At 70.0% G+C, this 15,792-nt stretch carries 11 protein-coding genes; 10 read left to right on the forward strand and 1 reads right to left on the reverse strand.

Annotated elements, in window-relative coordinates:
• The first annotated feature begins 396 nt into the window (after positions 1 to 396).
• Positions 397 to 1,437 carry a septation protein SepH gene (sepH, locus tag ACZ4UU_RS38545; protein WP_471908080.1) on the forward strand — a complete coding sequence of 347 codons (1,041 nt, stop codon included), beginning with the start codon at positions 397 to 399 and terminating at the stop codon, positions 1,435 to 1,437.
• 89 nt (positions 1,438 to 1,526) lie between these two features.
• Here sepH and ACZ4UU_RS38550 read toward each other — a convergent pair whose 3' ends face one another.
• Positions 1,527 to 2,378, reverse strand: coding sequence for a sulfurtransferase (locus ACZ4UU_RS38550; RefSeq protein ID WP_471908081.1), 852 nt, complete (start codon positions 2,376 to 2,378; stop codon positions 1,527 to 1,529).
• Between the two features lie 296 nt (positions 2,379 to 2,674).
• Between ACZ4UU_RS38550 and ACZ4UU_RS38555 the strand changes: the two genes are divergently transcribed.
• From ACZ4UU_RS38555 to ACZ4UU_RS38595, 9 genes are all read left to right on the forward strand, one after another.
• Complete coding sequence (locus ACZ4UU_RS38555) at positions 2,675 to 3,478, forward strand: VOC family protein (protein ID WP_471908082.1); 804 nt, start codon at positions 2,675 to 2,677, stop codon at positions 3,476 to 3,478.
• Between the two features lie 531 nt (positions 3,479 to 4,009).
• Positions 4,010 to 4,165, forward strand: coding sequence for a thiomuracin/GE37468 family thiazolyl RiPP peptide (locus tag ACZ4UU_RS38560; RefSeq protein WP_471908083.1), 156 nt, complete (start codon positions 4,010 to 4,012; stop codon positions 4,163 to 4,165).
• Positions 4,166 to 4,369: 204 nt separating this feature from the next.
• Positions 4,370 to 6,880, forward strand: coding sequence for a lantibiotic dehydratase (locus tag ACZ4UU_RS38565; protein WP_471908084.1), 2,511 nt, complete (start codon positions 4,370 to 4,372; stop codon positions 6,878 to 6,880).
• The gene (locus ACZ4UU_RS38570; RefSeq protein ID WP_471908085.1) at positions 6,877 to 7,782 is read left to right on the forward strand and encodes a thiopeptide-type bacteriocin biosynthesis protein; all 906 of its coding nucleotides are present in this window, start codon (positions 6,877 to 6,879) and stop codon (positions 7,780 to 7,782) included. Before ACZ4UU_RS38565 ends, ACZ4UU_RS38570 begins: the two co-directional genes overlap by 4 nt.
• Positions 7,779 to 8,894: a thiopeptide maturation pyridine synthase gene (locus ACZ4UU_RS38575; RefSeq protein WP_471908086.1), complete on the forward strand. Its 1,116-nt coding sequence runs from the start codon at positions 7,779 to 7,781 to the stop codon at positions 8,892 to 8,894. Before ACZ4UU_RS38570 ends, ACZ4UU_RS38575 begins: the two co-directional genes overlap by 4 nt.
• Complete coding sequence (locus tag ACZ4UU_RS38580; RefSeq protein WP_471908087.1) at positions 8,891 to 10,273, forward strand: SagB family peptide dehydrogenase; 1,383 nt, start codon at positions 8,891 to 8,893, stop codon at positions 10,271 to 10,273. The genes ACZ4UU_RS38575 and ACZ4UU_RS38580 overlap by 4 nt, the downstream gene beginning before the upstream one ends.
• Complete coding sequence (locus ACZ4UU_RS38585) at positions 10,270 to 12,135, forward strand: hypothetical protein (protein WP_471908088.1); 1,866 nt, start codon at positions 10,270 to 10,272, stop codon at positions 12,133 to 12,135. Before ACZ4UU_RS38580 ends, ACZ4UU_RS38585 begins: the two co-directional genes overlap by 4 nt.
• A 1-nt stretch (position 12,136) precedes the next feature.
• Positions 12,137 to 14,086, forward strand: a complete 1,950-nt coding sequence (locus tag ACZ4UU_RS38590) for a TOMM precursor leader peptide-binding protein (protein ID WP_471908089.1) — start codon at positions 12,137 to 12,139, stop codon at positions 14,084 to 14,086.
• 462 nt (positions 14,087 to 14,548) lie between these two features.
• Positions 14,549 to 15,781 (forward strand): hypothetical protein, encoded by a 1,233-nt coding sequence (locus ACZ4UU_RS38595; protein ID WP_471908090.1) that lies wholly within the window; start codon positions 14,549 to 14,551, stop codon positions 15,779 to 15,781.
• The last annotated feature ends 11 nt before the right edge of the window (positions 15,782 to 15,792 follow it).

Here is a 15,792-nt window from a genome sequence, read left to right on the forward strand (position 1 = left end):
GGTTCCGTTTCTGCGGATTGGGTGAAGTACGCCACGTCCAAGATCCGAAAACCGCTCAAGCGACGGCCGAGTCACGCTTCTTGCCAGAAGTTGGGCGGCGTGCCAATCCACGCACGTGGCCCAAATGGAGTACTGTTGCGAGCCCTGGGTCCGGTCTCCCGCCTGGGCGTCCGTGGCCTTCAAGGACCGCCGGGAGGGGGCTAGTTGCACAGGGTGACGGAGTTGGTCACTTAGCGTTGCGAATAGGTAACCGTGCCATAACGGCGATCCAGGGCCCGCGCCCGACACGCCGGGCAACTCGGCAAGGTTGTGGCAGGCTGCACCCGGGCAGGCCACACTCGACTAGCGGAAGCAGCGACGCACGTGACGTCGGCAGGCACCACCCGGGAGGTCCCCATGCCCGAACTGCGTGTCGTGGCCGTCTCCAATGACGGCACACGGCTGGTGCTGAAGGCTGCCGACGCAACGGAGTACACCCTTCCGATCGACGAACGCCTGCGCGCCGCCGTGCGCGGCGACCGTCCCCGCCTCGGCCAGATCGAGATCGAGGTGGAGAGCCATCTCCGCCCCCGCGACATCCAGGCGCGTATACGCGCTGGTGCGACCGCGGAAGAGGTCGCCCAACTCGCCGGCATCCCCGTCGACCGCGTCCGGCGCTTCGAGGGCCCCGTGCTCGCCGAGCGCGCGTTCATGGCCGAAAGGGCTCGCAAGACCCCCGTCCGCCGGCCCGGCGAGAACGCCGCCGGGCCACAGCTCGGCGAGGCCGTCCAGGAGCGGTTGCTGCTGCGCGGCGCCGACAAGGACACCGTGCAGTGGGACTCGTGGCGCCGCGACGACGGCACCTGGGAAGTGCTGCTGGTCTACATGGTGGCGGGCGAACCGCACTCGGCGAGCTGGACGTACGATCCGCCCCGGCGGCTCGTACAGGCCGTGGACGAGGAGGCGCGCTCGCTGATCGGCGAGTCCGAGGACCTCGCCGCGCCGGAGCCCAGCTTCCCGTTCGTGCCGCGTATCGCCCGGCTTCCGCGCGAGCGCTCGATGGACCGTGCGCTGGAGACCGCACGGCCGAGCCTGCCCTCGCAGGCCTCCGAACCCGCCGAGGAGACCACGGAGGAACGGGACTCGCTGACCAGCCTGCTGGAAGCGGTGCCCAGCTTCCGCGGTGACCTGGTGGTGCCGGAGCGCCCGTCGGAGCCGGAAGAGGAGGAGCCCCCGGCCGAGCCGGTCACGGCGGAGGAACCTCCCGCCCCGGCCGCCTCCGCCGGTTCCGCCTACGCGGACGTCCTCATGCCCCGCTCCGTCGGCAGCCACCGCGACCGCCTGATCGGCGCCACGGACCGCCAGGCCGAAGCCGACGGCGTCCGCCCGGGCCGCCGAGCCGCCGTCCCGAGCTGGGACGAGATCGTGTTCGGGACGCGCAGGAAGAAGCAGGAGTAGGCAGGAGCAGCAGGTCGTACGGCGGCGGAGGCGGCCGTACGAGGACGAGGGCCGCGTCGGTTGCGACGCGGCCCTCGTGCTGTACCGCCCTACTGCGGATCCGGCCCCACGGCCACCGGCCGGGACGGGTCCGAGGACCACTCCGACCACGAACCGACGTACAGCGCCGCGGGGATGCCCGCCGCGGCCAGGGCCAGCACCTGGTGGGCGGCGGAGACGCCCGAGCCGCAGTACACGCCGATCTCCGTGCCCTCCGAGGCGCCGAGGGACTTGAAGCGGTCCGCGAGTTCCTCGGGGGGCCGGAAGCGGCCGTCGGGGCCGACGTTCTCGTTCGTGGGCGCGGAGACGGCGCCGGGGATGTGGCCGCCGACCCGGTCGATCGGTTCCACCTCGCCCCGGTACCGCTCTCCCGCCCGCGCGTCCAGCAGAAGCCCGGAGCGGGCGAGCGCGGCGGCGCCGTCGGCGTCGAGGAGGCCCGTCGTCGCCGGGGCGGGCTCGAAGTCGCCCTCCGTCGGAGTCGGTACGGACGTCTCCAGCGGTCCCTCCCAGGTGGGCAACCCGCCGTCGAGGACCCGCACGTCGGGGTGACCCGTCCAGCGCAGCAGCCACCACGCCCGGGCGGCTGCCCAGCCCTGTCCGCCGTCGTACACGACCACCGGCGTCCCGGACGACACGCCCGACCGGCGCATCGCGGCACCGAATTCGGCCAAGTCCGGCAGCGGATGGCGACCGCGCACACCGGGTGCGGAGGCCAGCTCCCGGTCCAGGTCGACGTAGACCGCGCCGGGGATGTGCCCGGCCTGGTACTCGGCCCGGCCGTCGAACGGCGGCTCACCTGCGGACTTGGCCATGCTGAGCTGCCAGCGGACGTCGAGGAGCACCGGCGGGTTTCCGTCCGCAAGTTCGCTCGCGAGTTCGGATGCGGAGATGATGGCGTTCATGGTCACCATCCTTGCGCACGGGGTGGTCGCAACGTCGAGGTCCGGCTACTCTGCTCCGCCGGACAGGTCCGATCACGAGGCGTACGGGATCAGGCACATCCTGTACAGCCGATGGACATCCATCGGCAATCGCACGGAAACGGGCCGTAAATCGCACACCCGGCATCCTCCGGGCAGCTGCCTCGCACGGCGGCGTGCCCGCAGCGCGCGTGGCCACGGGTGGTGCGAGCATCGGCACGGGGGTCCGGACAGCGGAAGCGACGCGGCCACCGCGAGGGGTCGAGGAGAGAGTGACGATGACCGAGGCACGGGGGTCGGCCGGCCCGCACGGCGAGACGCACGCTCGGCACGCGCCCGGCACGCCCTGCTGGGTGAGTCTGATGGTGCACGGGCCGGCCGCGACCCAGGAGTTCTACGGGGCGCTGTTCGGCTGGGAGTTCCAGCCCGGTCCCCAGCAGCTCGGCCCCTATGTGCGGGCCCTGCTGAACGGCCACGAGGTGGCCGGCATCGGCCAGCTGCCGCCCGACCGCCATCTCCCCATCGCCTGGACGCCCTATCTCGCCTCGAACGACGCGGATCTGACCGCCGACACCGTACGACTGTGCGGCGGGACGGTAGGCGTGGGCCCGCTGGACGCCGGCGAAGCCGGCCGGATGGCGATCTGCTCGGACCCCTCCGGCGCCGTCTTCGGCATCTGGCAGGGGGCGGAGCACCGCGGCACGGCCATCACGGGCGTGCCCGGCACCCCGGCCTGGAACGAGCTGCTGACCTTCGAGTCGGTCAACGTCGCCAAGTTCTACGAGACCGTCTTCGCCTACGAGGAGGAGCCGGTGGTCTCCGCCGACTTCGACTACGTCACCCTGCACATCGACGGCCGGCCGGTCGCCGGCATCCATGGTGTCGGCACCGCTCTGCCGCGTGACCGGGGCCCGCACTGGATGACGTACTTCGAAGTCGCCGACACGGACGAGACGGTGGCGCGGGTCGTCGACCTCGGCGGTCATGTCCTCAAACCGGCCCACGACAGCGAGCACGGCCGGGTGGCGACGGTGGCGGACCCGGAGGGTGCCCGGTTCTCGCTGATCCAGAACCCGCGCTGACCGGGGCGACTCCGGCCGCTGTCATGCGCCGGCGGTGCGACTGCGGGAACCGCGTCGCCTCCTTACCAGGTCTCCCTCGCGGGTGCACCTGAGACGCAAGGGGCGACCGCAACCTGGAACGTTATAGGTAGGTCGTGCGTCCAGAGCCTCCGAGACTGGCCGCATCCGGTCGATGACCGATCACTAGGAGGCCTGTTTCCTCCCTTGGAAAAGGGAACCTCACCACCTGTCCACCTGAGTGCGGATGCCGGCGGCCCTTCTTGAAGTCCGGCTCGTTGCACCGCTGCACCAACTGCTCGGAGGGCGGTTCACGCTGCCCAGAAACACCCAAGCACGCATTCGGAATGGAACAATAAATTCCGAATATGGAATTCCAGATGAAGCTTTGCTGTGAGTGACGGTGGCACATTCAGCCAACCTCACCGGGCGGGTGGAACTGCCTCACCGGCCGCTGTAGTCTCGGAAATGCGTCGACATTCACTTGTCGGCAGTCCAATTTCCGCAACCACAGGAGATGCAGTGGAAAACGGTATGGAAATCGAATTCGACCTCGAGGACATCCCCGTGGATGTCTTCGATCTGGCGGACAGCGGACTCACGGTCGAGTCCCTGACGGCGGGTCACGGCCTCGTCGAGAACGGCGCCTCGTTCCCGAGCTGTGGAAGCTCCTGCTCGTCCCTGCCGTAGCCTGACAACCGCGGTGCCGAGGCGGATGTCCTCCTCGGCACCGCGGCCAGGTGCCACGCGCATCCGCCAACTGATTTCAGTCAAGGGCTGCATGTGACTTCCTCCTCCTTCGGAAAGTATTTCTTCGCCCGTTTCTGCGGACTTCCCGCGACTCTGCCGGATGAGTTGGCGGGCAGTCGATCCTGGCATCTGACCCAGGATATTTTGTCGCTCGACGATGAACTGGCCAAGGATGCGGAAGAACTGAGCGATCTGCTCTATACGGCGATCGGCGGGCTCGGTGATCTCTCCTTGAAGCCCAGGTTGGTTGCATTACGCCGCAGCATCCACGGCAAACGACTCCCGGCGCGTATGGAATGGGATGAGGAGCTGGCGCGGGCGCTGCCCGCACAGACCTCGGACCGCGTCGTGCGCTGGCTGGAGACAATGCGCAGACAACAGGAAGCGCGTCGCGAACTCTCGGCGACGGTCGATCAGGACCGCGCGGACGAGACGGCCAAGCTGTTCAAGACCGCCGCCGATCCGATGTTCCGGCACGCCCTGTCCCAGGCCAGTCCCACACTGCTGGACGAACTGACGCGCCGCCAGGCCCGGTTCAAGCCTCGTACCATCGTCGGACTGACGAAGTTCGTCTCTCGCGCCGCCACGAAGACCAGCCCGTACAGCACCTTCACGGCAACGGCAGCGGGCACCTGGTCGGACGACGGCCCAGCACTGTCCTCCTCGGGCGACGACACCATCGCCTGCGTCCTCGAACTGGACCGGATGGTCCTGGAACAGCTCACCGGCGCGCTGCTGTTGCGGGAGGAGGTCACCCGCGGCCTCCATGTGCGACCCAACCCCAGCCTGCGAGAGGTGAACGGCCGCTACACCTTCCTGGGCCATCGGCCGGCCGAGCCACTCATGTCGGTGCCGACGACACCCCGGATCGCCGCATGTCTGCGCATCGTGGGAGACCAGTGCTCGCTGGCCCACCTGCACGACACCCTCGCCTCCACGGCGTCCCAGAGCAAGGAGTCAGTGGCACGGTTCTGTGCTCGGCTGCTGGCCATCGGCGCGCTGGAGTACGTCGGTCCCGTGTCCGACCAGTCCGAGAACCCGCTGAACGACCTGATCGGACACCTCGTCGCCACGGCCCCCGGACTCAGCGACCTGACAGCCGATCTCACTGCCCTGCGCGACGAACTCACCGGGGAACTGCGCCCGACGGAAACCGACGGCTACCGCACGCGGCAGACCGCGATAGCGCAGCTGCTCACCGCGATCGGCCGACGGCTGGGGCTGAACTGGCCGCCGCCGGACGTGCTCGGCAAGATCGCCTTTCACGAGAACGCGGTCCTGCCCCACGGTTTGCTCACCGCCTCGAGGGCCGAGTGGCAGCCGGTTCTCGACGACCTGGACGTACTGCGCCGCTGGCTGTCCCTGCACGACCGCATGCTGCCCGTCCGGATGGCGCTCGGCGAGTACGTCGGACACCGATTCGGCGCGGGAGCCGCACCGGCGTTCTTGGACGTGCACACCGCGATCCAGTTCGACCTCGCCCGCGAGGACGCCGACTGCCCCGACTGGCTGCGCCCGCTGCGTCCCTTCCTGCAACTCAGCAAACCCGTCCCGGCCGAAGTGCTGGAGCACAGTCCGGTGCCGGAACTGGCCCTGCTGCACCGGCTGCGTCAGAAGTCGCTGGAGACGGTGCTGTCCGGTGTACGCGACGGCACCGTGCTCAGGACCGACCCCGCCGTGCTGGCCGACCTGGCCGCGGGCTGGCCGAACTGGGTCCGCACCCCCGGCTCCATCGCCTGCTACGTCCAGCCGGAGTTCGGCGGCGATCGGCTGACGGCTGTGGTCAACACCATCAGCGGCGGATACGGCAAGGGCAGTGGGCGCTGGGCCCGGCTGCTGCGCCAAGCAGGCGGACCGGAGTTCTCCACCGGCCGGACCGCGTCGGACGCGGAACACATCCCGGTACTCGCCGAACTGTCCGGGACCTTCGGGGTGTCGGTGAATCTGCGTGCGCCCACGGCCCCGTACGAGATCGACTATCCATACACCACGACCACCCGGCCCGCCCCCGAGCGCATCCCGCTGCGCGATCTCGTGGTCCGGCACGAACCCGGCAGCGGCACACTCGAGTTGGTGGCCCGGTCGACGGGCCGCCTCATTCAGCCCGCCCATCTGGGCATGCTGGCCGACCCGCTGCTGCCTCCCGCCGCGCGGCTGCTGCTCGCCGCCTTTGGACAGTCGTATCTCCTTCACCCGAGCCTGTCCCTGTTCAAACCCGCACCCGCCGACCGAACTCAGGACGTGGAGTTCCTGCCGCGGGTGGAAGTGGGGCGGCTCGTCGTACAACGGGCGGAGTGGCGGGCCCCGATCGACCAGGTCCCGGTGCGGCGTGCCGGAGAGACGGACGCGGATCACCTCCTGCGTCTGGCGGGCTGGCTGCGTGCCCACGGCATCCCGCGGCGGTCCTTCATGCGGCTGCACACGGCCGGCGGGGACTGGGTGAGCAACGTGTTCGCCAAATCCCGCAAACCCATGTTCCTGGACTTGTCCAGCATGTCGATGCTCGCTGTCTTCCGCCACATGACCAAGTCGTTCACCGGGCATGTCGCCTTCGAGGAGGCACTGCCCGACCCCGCCCACGCCCGCCCGGTGGCGGGCTCGGAGCCCCGGGTGTCCGAAATCGTCTTCGAACTCAGCACGGACGGCTCGCCATGAGCGGTGGCGGATGGATCAGTGCGCATCTGTTCCACCACGGGGACCAGGACCAGTTGCTGACCGGACTGGTGGACCCGCTGGCCGGTGAACTGCGCGAGCGCGCATGGGCGGACCAATGCTTCTTCCTGCGGTACTGGGACGGCGGCCCGCACATCAGACTCCGTGTCCTGCCCAGCGACGACGCGCTGCGAGACGACGTGCGCAACCTGATCGAACACCGGGCCGTAGCTCACTTCGAGCGTTTCCCGGCTCCCGACGTACTGACCCAGGATGAGTACCTCGCCTCCGCCCGGCAGATCGGAGCGTGGGAGGGCGTCGTCCCTGTCGAGCACATGTACGCCAACAACTCGGTGCACTTCCTGCCGTACCACCGTGAACACCTCCGTTACGGCAGCGGCTCGACGATCGAGACCGTGGAAGGGCACTTCGCCGAGTCCAGCGCACTGGCGCTCGCCCAACTGCGTTCCGGAGCCACACGGCAGCGCCGTGAAACGGCCGTACTCTGCTGTCTCTTCCTCGCCTGGACACTCGGCAGCGAGGACGTACCGGACCTCGCCAGGCGCCAACTCGCGAAGGCCGGCTCACGAAGCGATGGCCAGGAGGCCCTGTACGAGCAGCAGCGGAACCGACTGCTCGCCCTGGCCGCCGACATGGGCAGAGCTGCGCGGGAATGGCGTCGGATGCCCGACGGCGGCGGCACTCTGCGTCAGTGGACGGCGTCGCTGGCGAAGGTGGTGGACGTGCTGGACGCGGACGCCACCGCCCCGTCCGCCGAGTCCGTGTCAGATCTGTGCGCGCACCTGTTCGCCAACCGGGTCGGTGTACGTGTCGACGCCGAAGGGGTGCTGCGCTATCTGGCCGCACGCGCGGTCAGCGACCCGGACGGACCCAAGGGGGAATGATGTGGCGGACTTTCCGTGTCACCTATTACGACGAGGACCGCGGCGGACTGCTGCTGGAGGCCGTGAAGCCGCTTGTGGAGAGGATCTCGCCGCATGTGTCCTCGGTCCACTACCTGCCGCACTGGCTCCGCGGCCCGCATGTGCGCATCAACGTCAACGCCCGGCCGGAGGTGTTCGAGGACGTCGTCCGTCCCGCGATCGACGAGTTGGTCAAGACCTACCTGACCGCGCACCCGTCAACTGCGGCGGTCGACGCCGCGGAGATGACCCGTCGGCATGAGCGACTCGCCGAACTCGAGCATGAGCCCGGACCGCTGAGCCCGCTGCTGCCCGACAACTCCGTGCAGGAAATCCCGTACGACCGACGGCTGCATGTCCTCGGCAGCGACCGGGCCGCCGATCTGCTCGCCGACTTCTACGCGGCGACGACACCGCTCGCGTTCGACACGGTCGCTCATCTGCGCACCGGCGGCCGGCTCACCGAGCTCGCCTTCGACACCATGATTGCCTCGGCTCACGGGCTGTCCGGCACGGGACTTCGACAGGGATTCGTCTCGTTCCGCTCCCATGCCGAGGCGTTCCTGTCCTGGTGGCCGGAGGCCGAGGGACTCCGCGAAGCATGGGACCGGCATTACGCTGTCCACCGCGACCAGCTCGTGCGGCGGCTGGAGGTGCTGCTGGCCGCCATCGACTCGGAGGCGGCAGAGCCTTCCTTCGTCCGCGGCTGGCTGGATGCCGCGGGTGACACGGTGCGACAAGGTGCGGACCTGATCGCGGCCGGTGACATGAGCATGGACCCGCCGTGGGCGCACCGCTCGGCCGAGAACGATGAACTGGCCAGGTCCATGCTGCGGAAGAGCCCTTTTCACAACCGTCCCCGCCCGTCCGTCGAAGTGGACAGGGTCTGGTTCGACGGGTATCGGCTCGCCCTCAACTACACGTATCTGCATCTCACCCGGCTCGGACTGGCTCCCGTCGAGCGGTTCCTGCTGTGCCATCTGGCGGCGAACGCCGCCGAGGATCTGTTCCAGGTGTCCGCCACCGACGTACTGCTGCCCACTCCCGGCCGGTCGCCCAGGGCCGGTTCCACGCGGCTGCGGGAGTCGTCGTGACCGCGCTGCGCAGGCTGTACCGGCTCACGGACGGCGTGCGTTGCCTCACCTCCGGCTCGGGCGCCACCGCTCTCCTCCGCTGGCCCCACGCCGAGGAGTTCGGCCGGCTGACCGCTCCGGAGCACGCCGTGCTGCGCGAGCTCGTCGACGACCGGTCGGTCGAGGAACTCGGCGCTCTCTGCCCGGCCGAAAGCACCGCAGCCCTGGTGGCGGCACTGACCCGAGGCGGTTGGGCGGTGACCACCGTCGCCTGCGGCGAGCGGACGCTGTACAGCACCCACACCCGGTGGCCGCCACGCCGTCCTCCCGTGTCGGACCGCCCGTATCGGCTCTCCCGCTTCGCGTCGGTCAGGCGGGACGGCGACGGAGTACTGGTGGCGTCGCCGACCGCTGCACGGAGCGTGCGGATAACCGACACCCGGCTCCTGGAGACCGTCGTCACGGCGGGTGCGGCCCAGGATCCGAGCGGCCTGCCGGCCGAGGCGGCACGGTGGCTTCTGACCGACCTGGAGGATGCGGGGCTCCTGGCTGCCGCCGAGGAGACCGACGAACTGCGGGGAGCCCAGTGGAGCCCGCACGAGCTCGCCTTCCACCACGACAGCAGGCTGCGACGCGATCACCGGATGGGCGAGGACTTCGGCGGCAACTACTGGGCGAAGGGGCGCTTCGACCCGCCGCCCGCCCGGCACCCCACGTGGGGATCCTCGGATATCGCCCTCCCCCGCCCGGATCTCGAACGGCTGCACGCGCAGGATCCACCCCTGTCGGCGGTGATGGAGGGGCGCCGGTCGATCCGCTCGTACGACGAGGACGATCCACTGACCGTCGAGGAGGTGGGTGAATTCCTGTTCCGGACCGCACGAGTGCGCGCGACCGGCCAGGACACCGGCCTGGACGTGTCGGACCGGCCGTGGCCGGCGGGCGGCGCCGCCCACGAACTGGAGGTCTATCCATTGGTGCACAAGGTGCGCGGCCTTCCCTCCGGCCTGTACCACTACGACCCGCACCAGCACGGGCTGAGCCAGGTCCCGGCCACCGCGACCGCCCTGCGCTGGCTGATGATGTCGTCCGCAGCCGGGATGAACGGGGGTGCCACACCCCAGGTGCTGTTCGTGATCGCGACCAGGTACGGCCGGCTGTCCTGGAAGTACCGGGCGATGGCCTACGCGCTGACCCTCAAGCATGTGGGCGTGCTCCAGCAGACCATGTATCTGGCCGCGACAGCGATGGGGCTGGCGCCGTGCGCCCTGGGGGTCGGGGACGCGGAAGCCTTCGCCGCCGCCACCGGGCTCGACGCCCTGGAGGAGACCGGTGTCGGGGAGTTCGCCCTCGGGCGACCCGCCTCCTCGGACGAAGGGGAAGACGGATGCGAAGCATGAGGCCCCGACTCCGTGACGACGCCTCCTTCGCACCGGTGGCACACGGTGTGGTCTGGCTGAGCAGTGCCGGTGAGATCACCCTCAACGGGACGTCGATCGCGGCTGTCACACAGAGGCTGGCCCCCCACCTGGACGGTCGCAGGACCGTGGACGAACTCACCGCGAACCTGTCGGACCGGCACCGTTCCCTGGTCATCGAGCTGATCGACGTACTGCTTGCGAAGGACCTGGTTCGGGACGCCGCCGCGGAGCGGGCCACGCCTACGGGGAGTGACGCCGGGCGGGCGTTCGCCACATACTTCACCGGAGACGGGGGCACCGCCCACGAGCGCTTCGTGCGGGGCAGCGCGTTGGTGGCCGGACCCGGACCGCTGGTCGCCGCATGCGTACGGGCGCTCTCCCGTGGCGGGGTACGAAAAGTGACGGCCCTGCTCGACAACCCCGTCGAGGTCGGCGATGACCTGTGCGACGGGGACACTCCGGACGACGACGTCCTTGAGGGCATCGACTTCGCACTCCACTTGTTCGACTCGGACGGCATCGCTCCGGCCCGGCGCCTCGCCGCACGCTGCGCGCGGCGTGGCATCCCCCTGGTGCAGGCGCTCCTCTCGGCGGCCGAGGTCGTCATCGGACCGAGCCCGGGACTGGACTGGGAGACGGTGTGGCGGCGGTTCGCGCCTGGAGACAGAGAGGCCTTCCGGACCGCCCGTACGCCTCCGGCATCGGGCGCGTCTCCGTCCGTACTGGCCAACCATCTCGCCTTCCGGCTCTACCGCGACGTCACCGGAACATCGGTCGCCGCCGACTCCCGTCTACAGGTGTTCGACACCGGCACGCTGGAGCGGTCCTCGCACCGCGTGCTGCCTCTCCCTCCTCCGGCAGGAACGGTGACGGGATCACGCGAGCGGTTCGAGGCTTCGGTACGACGGCTGCGCGCCGGGGAGAGGTTGACCGAGGAGGAGTTCTCGACCCGTGTGATGGCCGCAGTCGACGAGCGGTTCGGGCCGATCAGGGACCTGGACGAGGCCGAACTGCCCCAGATGCCACTGCGGCAGATGTGTGCGGTCGTCGCGGACCCGTTCTCTTTGGACCGTGTGGAGGTGACGGCGTGCGGACCGGACTTCGCCTCGGCCAGGCAGCGGGCCGCCCTGAAGGCCGTCGGCGTGTACGGGGTGCTGGCCTCGGGCCTGCATGCGCCGCATCCCGCTGAGCGGCGACCGCGCTGGGGGCTGCGCCTGGGCGACGAGGCAGTCCTGCGCGTCGACGCCGATACCGCTCGCGGCGCTGCGCAGCCGGACGTGCCGGACCTGGAAGTCGGTGTCGGGACCGGTCTGGACTGGGCGCAGATGGTGACCGCCGCCGTCCTCGCCCGCTACCGGGCCGACCTGTTCACAGGCTCCGACGGCCCGTCCTCCCTGCTCGACCGGTCCGGTACGCCGATCGATGAGAAGGCGTTCGCCTCGTACCCCGCCCTTCGCAAGTATCACCGGCTGCTCGGCGCACTCGGCCATGACGTCCAGCTGTACGACCTGACGGGCGTCGCCGGCATACCGACCGTGGGGTGCGCGGTGGAGGGGGCCGTGCGTCATGTGGAGGCCGCGCTGAGTTGGACCGAGGCCGCGCACCACGGTCTCGAACTCCTGCTGGCGGCAGCACAGTCGGGAGCGCTTCCCGGCGCCGTCCTGGACGAGCCGAGCGCCTGCGACAGTTCGTGGACGCCACCCGCGGAGGTCACCCCGGCCGAGGTGATCGACGCGATCCGGCGCACCGGCCGGGAGCCGGTCCTCACGCTTCTCGACGACGATCCGGCGATGGCCCGGGTCCTGCCCTGCACAGGAAGGGTCGTGCTGCTCGATGCATGACATGACACCGGTCGTGAGCCTGCTGGGGAACGGCCTCCTGCGGGAGGCCGTGGCAGCCTCCCTGGCCGGGAAGGTCCGGTTGCACGACCCGGCAGAACTCCGACCGGCCGCGCACGAGGGACTCGTGGCCCTCGTGCCTGTCTCGGACGGATGGGCGGACGCCCCACTCGGCGCGGTGCCCGCCATCCCGGTCCCGGTCCTTCCGGTGACCGCCGAACTGGGCCATGTCGTTGTGGGACCACTGACAACTCCCGGCGCATCCGGCTGCTGGACCTGCGCCGATCTGCGGCGCCGCCGAAACCAGCCCGGCCGCTACGCCGTGCTGGACCGGAACCGTGACAGCCTGGCCGGCAGCCCGGCGCCGTGGCTGACCAGCTTCGCCGCCGACGGCATCGCGGAGCTGGTCGCCGACGAGATCACGGCACTGGCCTCCGGCACCACCCCCCGGTCCGCGTCGGCCCTCCTCCGCGTCTCCTTGGCGGACCTGACCGTGCGCACCCACCGGATACTGCCCGAACCTCTCTGTCCCGTCTGCGGAGAGCCGCCGGAAGACACCGCCGAACGCGCCCGGCTCACTCTGCGCCCCCGGCTCAAGCCCCGGCCCGGGGCATTCCGGACCCGCAACGCGACCGATGAACGCCAGATGCTGGTACGCACCTTCGTCGACAGTGAGACGGGCCTGATCAGAGATGTCGGCACGGGAGACGAGGGCGGCCTTCCCGTCGCCAGGGCAACGCTGCCGATACGCGGACACACGTCGGAGGAATCGGGGTGGGGCCGCAGTGACAACTATCGAGCCAGTGTGGCGACCGCCGTGCTGGAGGCTGTCGAGCGGTGGGGAGGACTGCAGGCGGGCGGCAAACGGACGACCGTCCGCGCCTCGTACCGCGACGTCCGGGAGACGGCTGTCGATCCGCGCGTGCTCGGGCTCTACACACCAGAGCGTCACGGAGTACCCGGCTTCCCCTTCACCCCCTTCCACGAAGACCTGTCGATGCACTGGGTGTGGGCCTACTCGTTCGCCCGGCGCCGGCCCATGCTGCTGCCCGAGACGTACGCGTACTACGGTGCCCACCTGCTGCGTCCGGACGAACCACGACTGGCCTACGAGATCTCCAATGGCTGTGCCCTGGGCGGCTGCCTGGAAGAGGCCATCCTCTACGGTCTCCTCGAAGTCGCGGAGCGCGACGCCTTCCTGATCGCCTGGTACGCGCGCCGTCCACTGCCCAGGATCGACCTGGGTTCGGCCCGTGACCCTCGGGTCCGTCTGCTCGCCGCGCATCTTGAGGAAGAGACGTCGAGAACCATCACGGTGCTGGACACCACGGTCGAACAGGGACTGCCGTGTGTGTGGGCCATCGCCGTCGACCACACGGACCGCACCGGCCGGGCCAAGGCCGTGTGCGCGGGCGGCTCCCATCTCGTCCCCGAGCGTGCGGTCCTCAACGCGCTGTGCGAGCTGGGCCCGATCCTGGCCAGCGTGGACCGCTCTTACGCGGAGCATCGTGGGCGGGTGACGGCGATGGCCGCAGACTCCTCGCTCGTACGGAACATGAGCGATCACTCGCTGCTGTACGCCGACCCCTCGGTCTTCTCCCGGCTGGAGTTCCTGTTCTCCTCTCCCGAGCGGCGGTCCCTGGAGGAGATGACAGCCAGGAGCATCCCCATAAGCACCGATGATCTGACCCAGGACGTCGAGCACGCCATCGACCGGTACCTGCGGACGGGACTGGATGTGCTGGTCGTGGACCAGACGACCTCGGAGCAGCGAGCCGGCGGGCTGGCCTGCGTCAAGGTCGTGGTTCCGGGGGCCGCACCGATGACTTTCGGGCACGGCATGCGCAGAGTGGACGGCCTGCCCCGGCTTCTCGACGTGCCGCGTCTCCTCGGCGACCCGACTCCGCCCTCGACCGTGGCCGGACTCAACCCCTTTCCCCATCCCTTTCCCTGAGGCGCGCACTACGGATCGAGCAGCCGTCGTAGCCGGGGTCGCCGCCTCCCAGCAGCAGAACTTGCCTCCGACAAACCTCTTGTACTCATTCAAAGTCTTGCGCCGGCCGCTGCCGTACGTCCCCGAGAACGACGACGAGTCCCCGGCGAACCAGCACGGTGCCGCGGTGGACGACGCGTGGAGGCACCGCACGGCCTTCATCCAGAGACTGGGGGCCGCGGCGGGACCACAGCCAGGATCACGATCCGCTCCTCGCCGCTCTTGAGGACCTCGTCGTGATCAAAAGGCCGCCGATGAGCAGATCCGGCTGCTCCGGCTGCTCCTGGCCTACGGCCGGGTCTACGTCACCCCACGCCCGCACACACCGGAGACCCTCGGCCAGGCCGCCGGTCATCACCGCGCGGCTCACGGAGCCCGCCATGGCCTGCCGAGGGTGCCATTCCGGCCGTACCGTCGTGCCGTATGAAGAGGTGGTCGGTCCGGCTGGTGCTGGGCGTGGTCGTCGTGGCGGTCGTCGTGATCGGGCTCGTCCAGAAGGGCGGGGACCGGGACGGGGGGCGCGACAGTGGTCAAGAGGGTGTCGGAGGGGAGCCGTTCACCGTCGCCGTCGTCACGCGGCAGGCCGCAGAGGACCGGGCCGGGGCCGCGCGCATCGCCCTCGACGAGCTGCGGGCGCTGCTGCGGGCCAACAAGGCGCAGGGCGATCTGCCGCTGGAGTTCGTCGCGGTGCGGGCGCGGCGCGGACTGACGTATGAGGAGCTGAGGTCCGCGTACCCGCGGATCGTCGCGGTGATAGCCGACGCCCCGTCCCGCGAACTGAGCAGGGCGCCAGTGCCGGCCATAGGGACCTGTCGGGTGGAGAATCCGCCCGGGCTCCACTACGGGTACGCGCATCATGTGGCACCTGAAGTGCCGGAAGTCGCCTGGCAGTTGAGAGCTTATCTCGCCAAGAAGCATCACACGCGGACCATGACCGTGCTCGGTGCGTGGGGCAGCGCGAAGGGGATCGCGGATCAGTTGGGCGAGGGCGGACCGGGGCCCGAGGTCGATGTCGCGAAGTTGAACCTGCCCGGCGTGCCCGTCTTCACCGAGCGCCCCTCTCTGATGTCGCGCGGCGAGTTGCGCGCATCGCTGTCCGACGGGAGCGGGCAGGCCGTGTATCTCGTGGGGACGCTCGACCTCGACAAGGACCTGCGAGCGCTGGCCCGCGCCGGGTTCCAAGGTCCGGTGCTGTACTCCACCAGCGTTGAGAACAACTGCGGCGAGCCCTGGGACGACCCGCCCGAGCGGGTGCCGGACGGCATCACCCTGTACCGCGTCGACACCGTGGCCCCCGGCGCCGTACGGGCGAAGGACTGCCGCACGGGTAACACCGAGCGGTGCCCGTGGCTGGTGCGGCTGCCCGACCGGGCCGGTGCGGTCGAGGAGTACGAGGCGGCGCAGGCCCTGATCCGCGTGTACCGCACAGTGTGGGTGAACGGGCGCGGCACCGTGCCCACCGACCCCGAGGCACTCGCCGACGCGCTGGGCGAGCAGGTCGACGGGCAGATCGTTCGGGGCCTGTCGGGCTGGTTCGAGGTCGGCGGCCCCGAGGGCGAGGGGCACACGCTCGGCTTCGGGCACGACGTGTGGCTGCACCGGTGGTCCGGGCCCGGACGGTGGACGAACCTGGGTCCGGTCTCGGCCGCCTACTGACGGTCGTCCCG

The sequence above is a fragment of the Streptomyces sp. NPDC028907 genome (assembly GCF_055564995.1).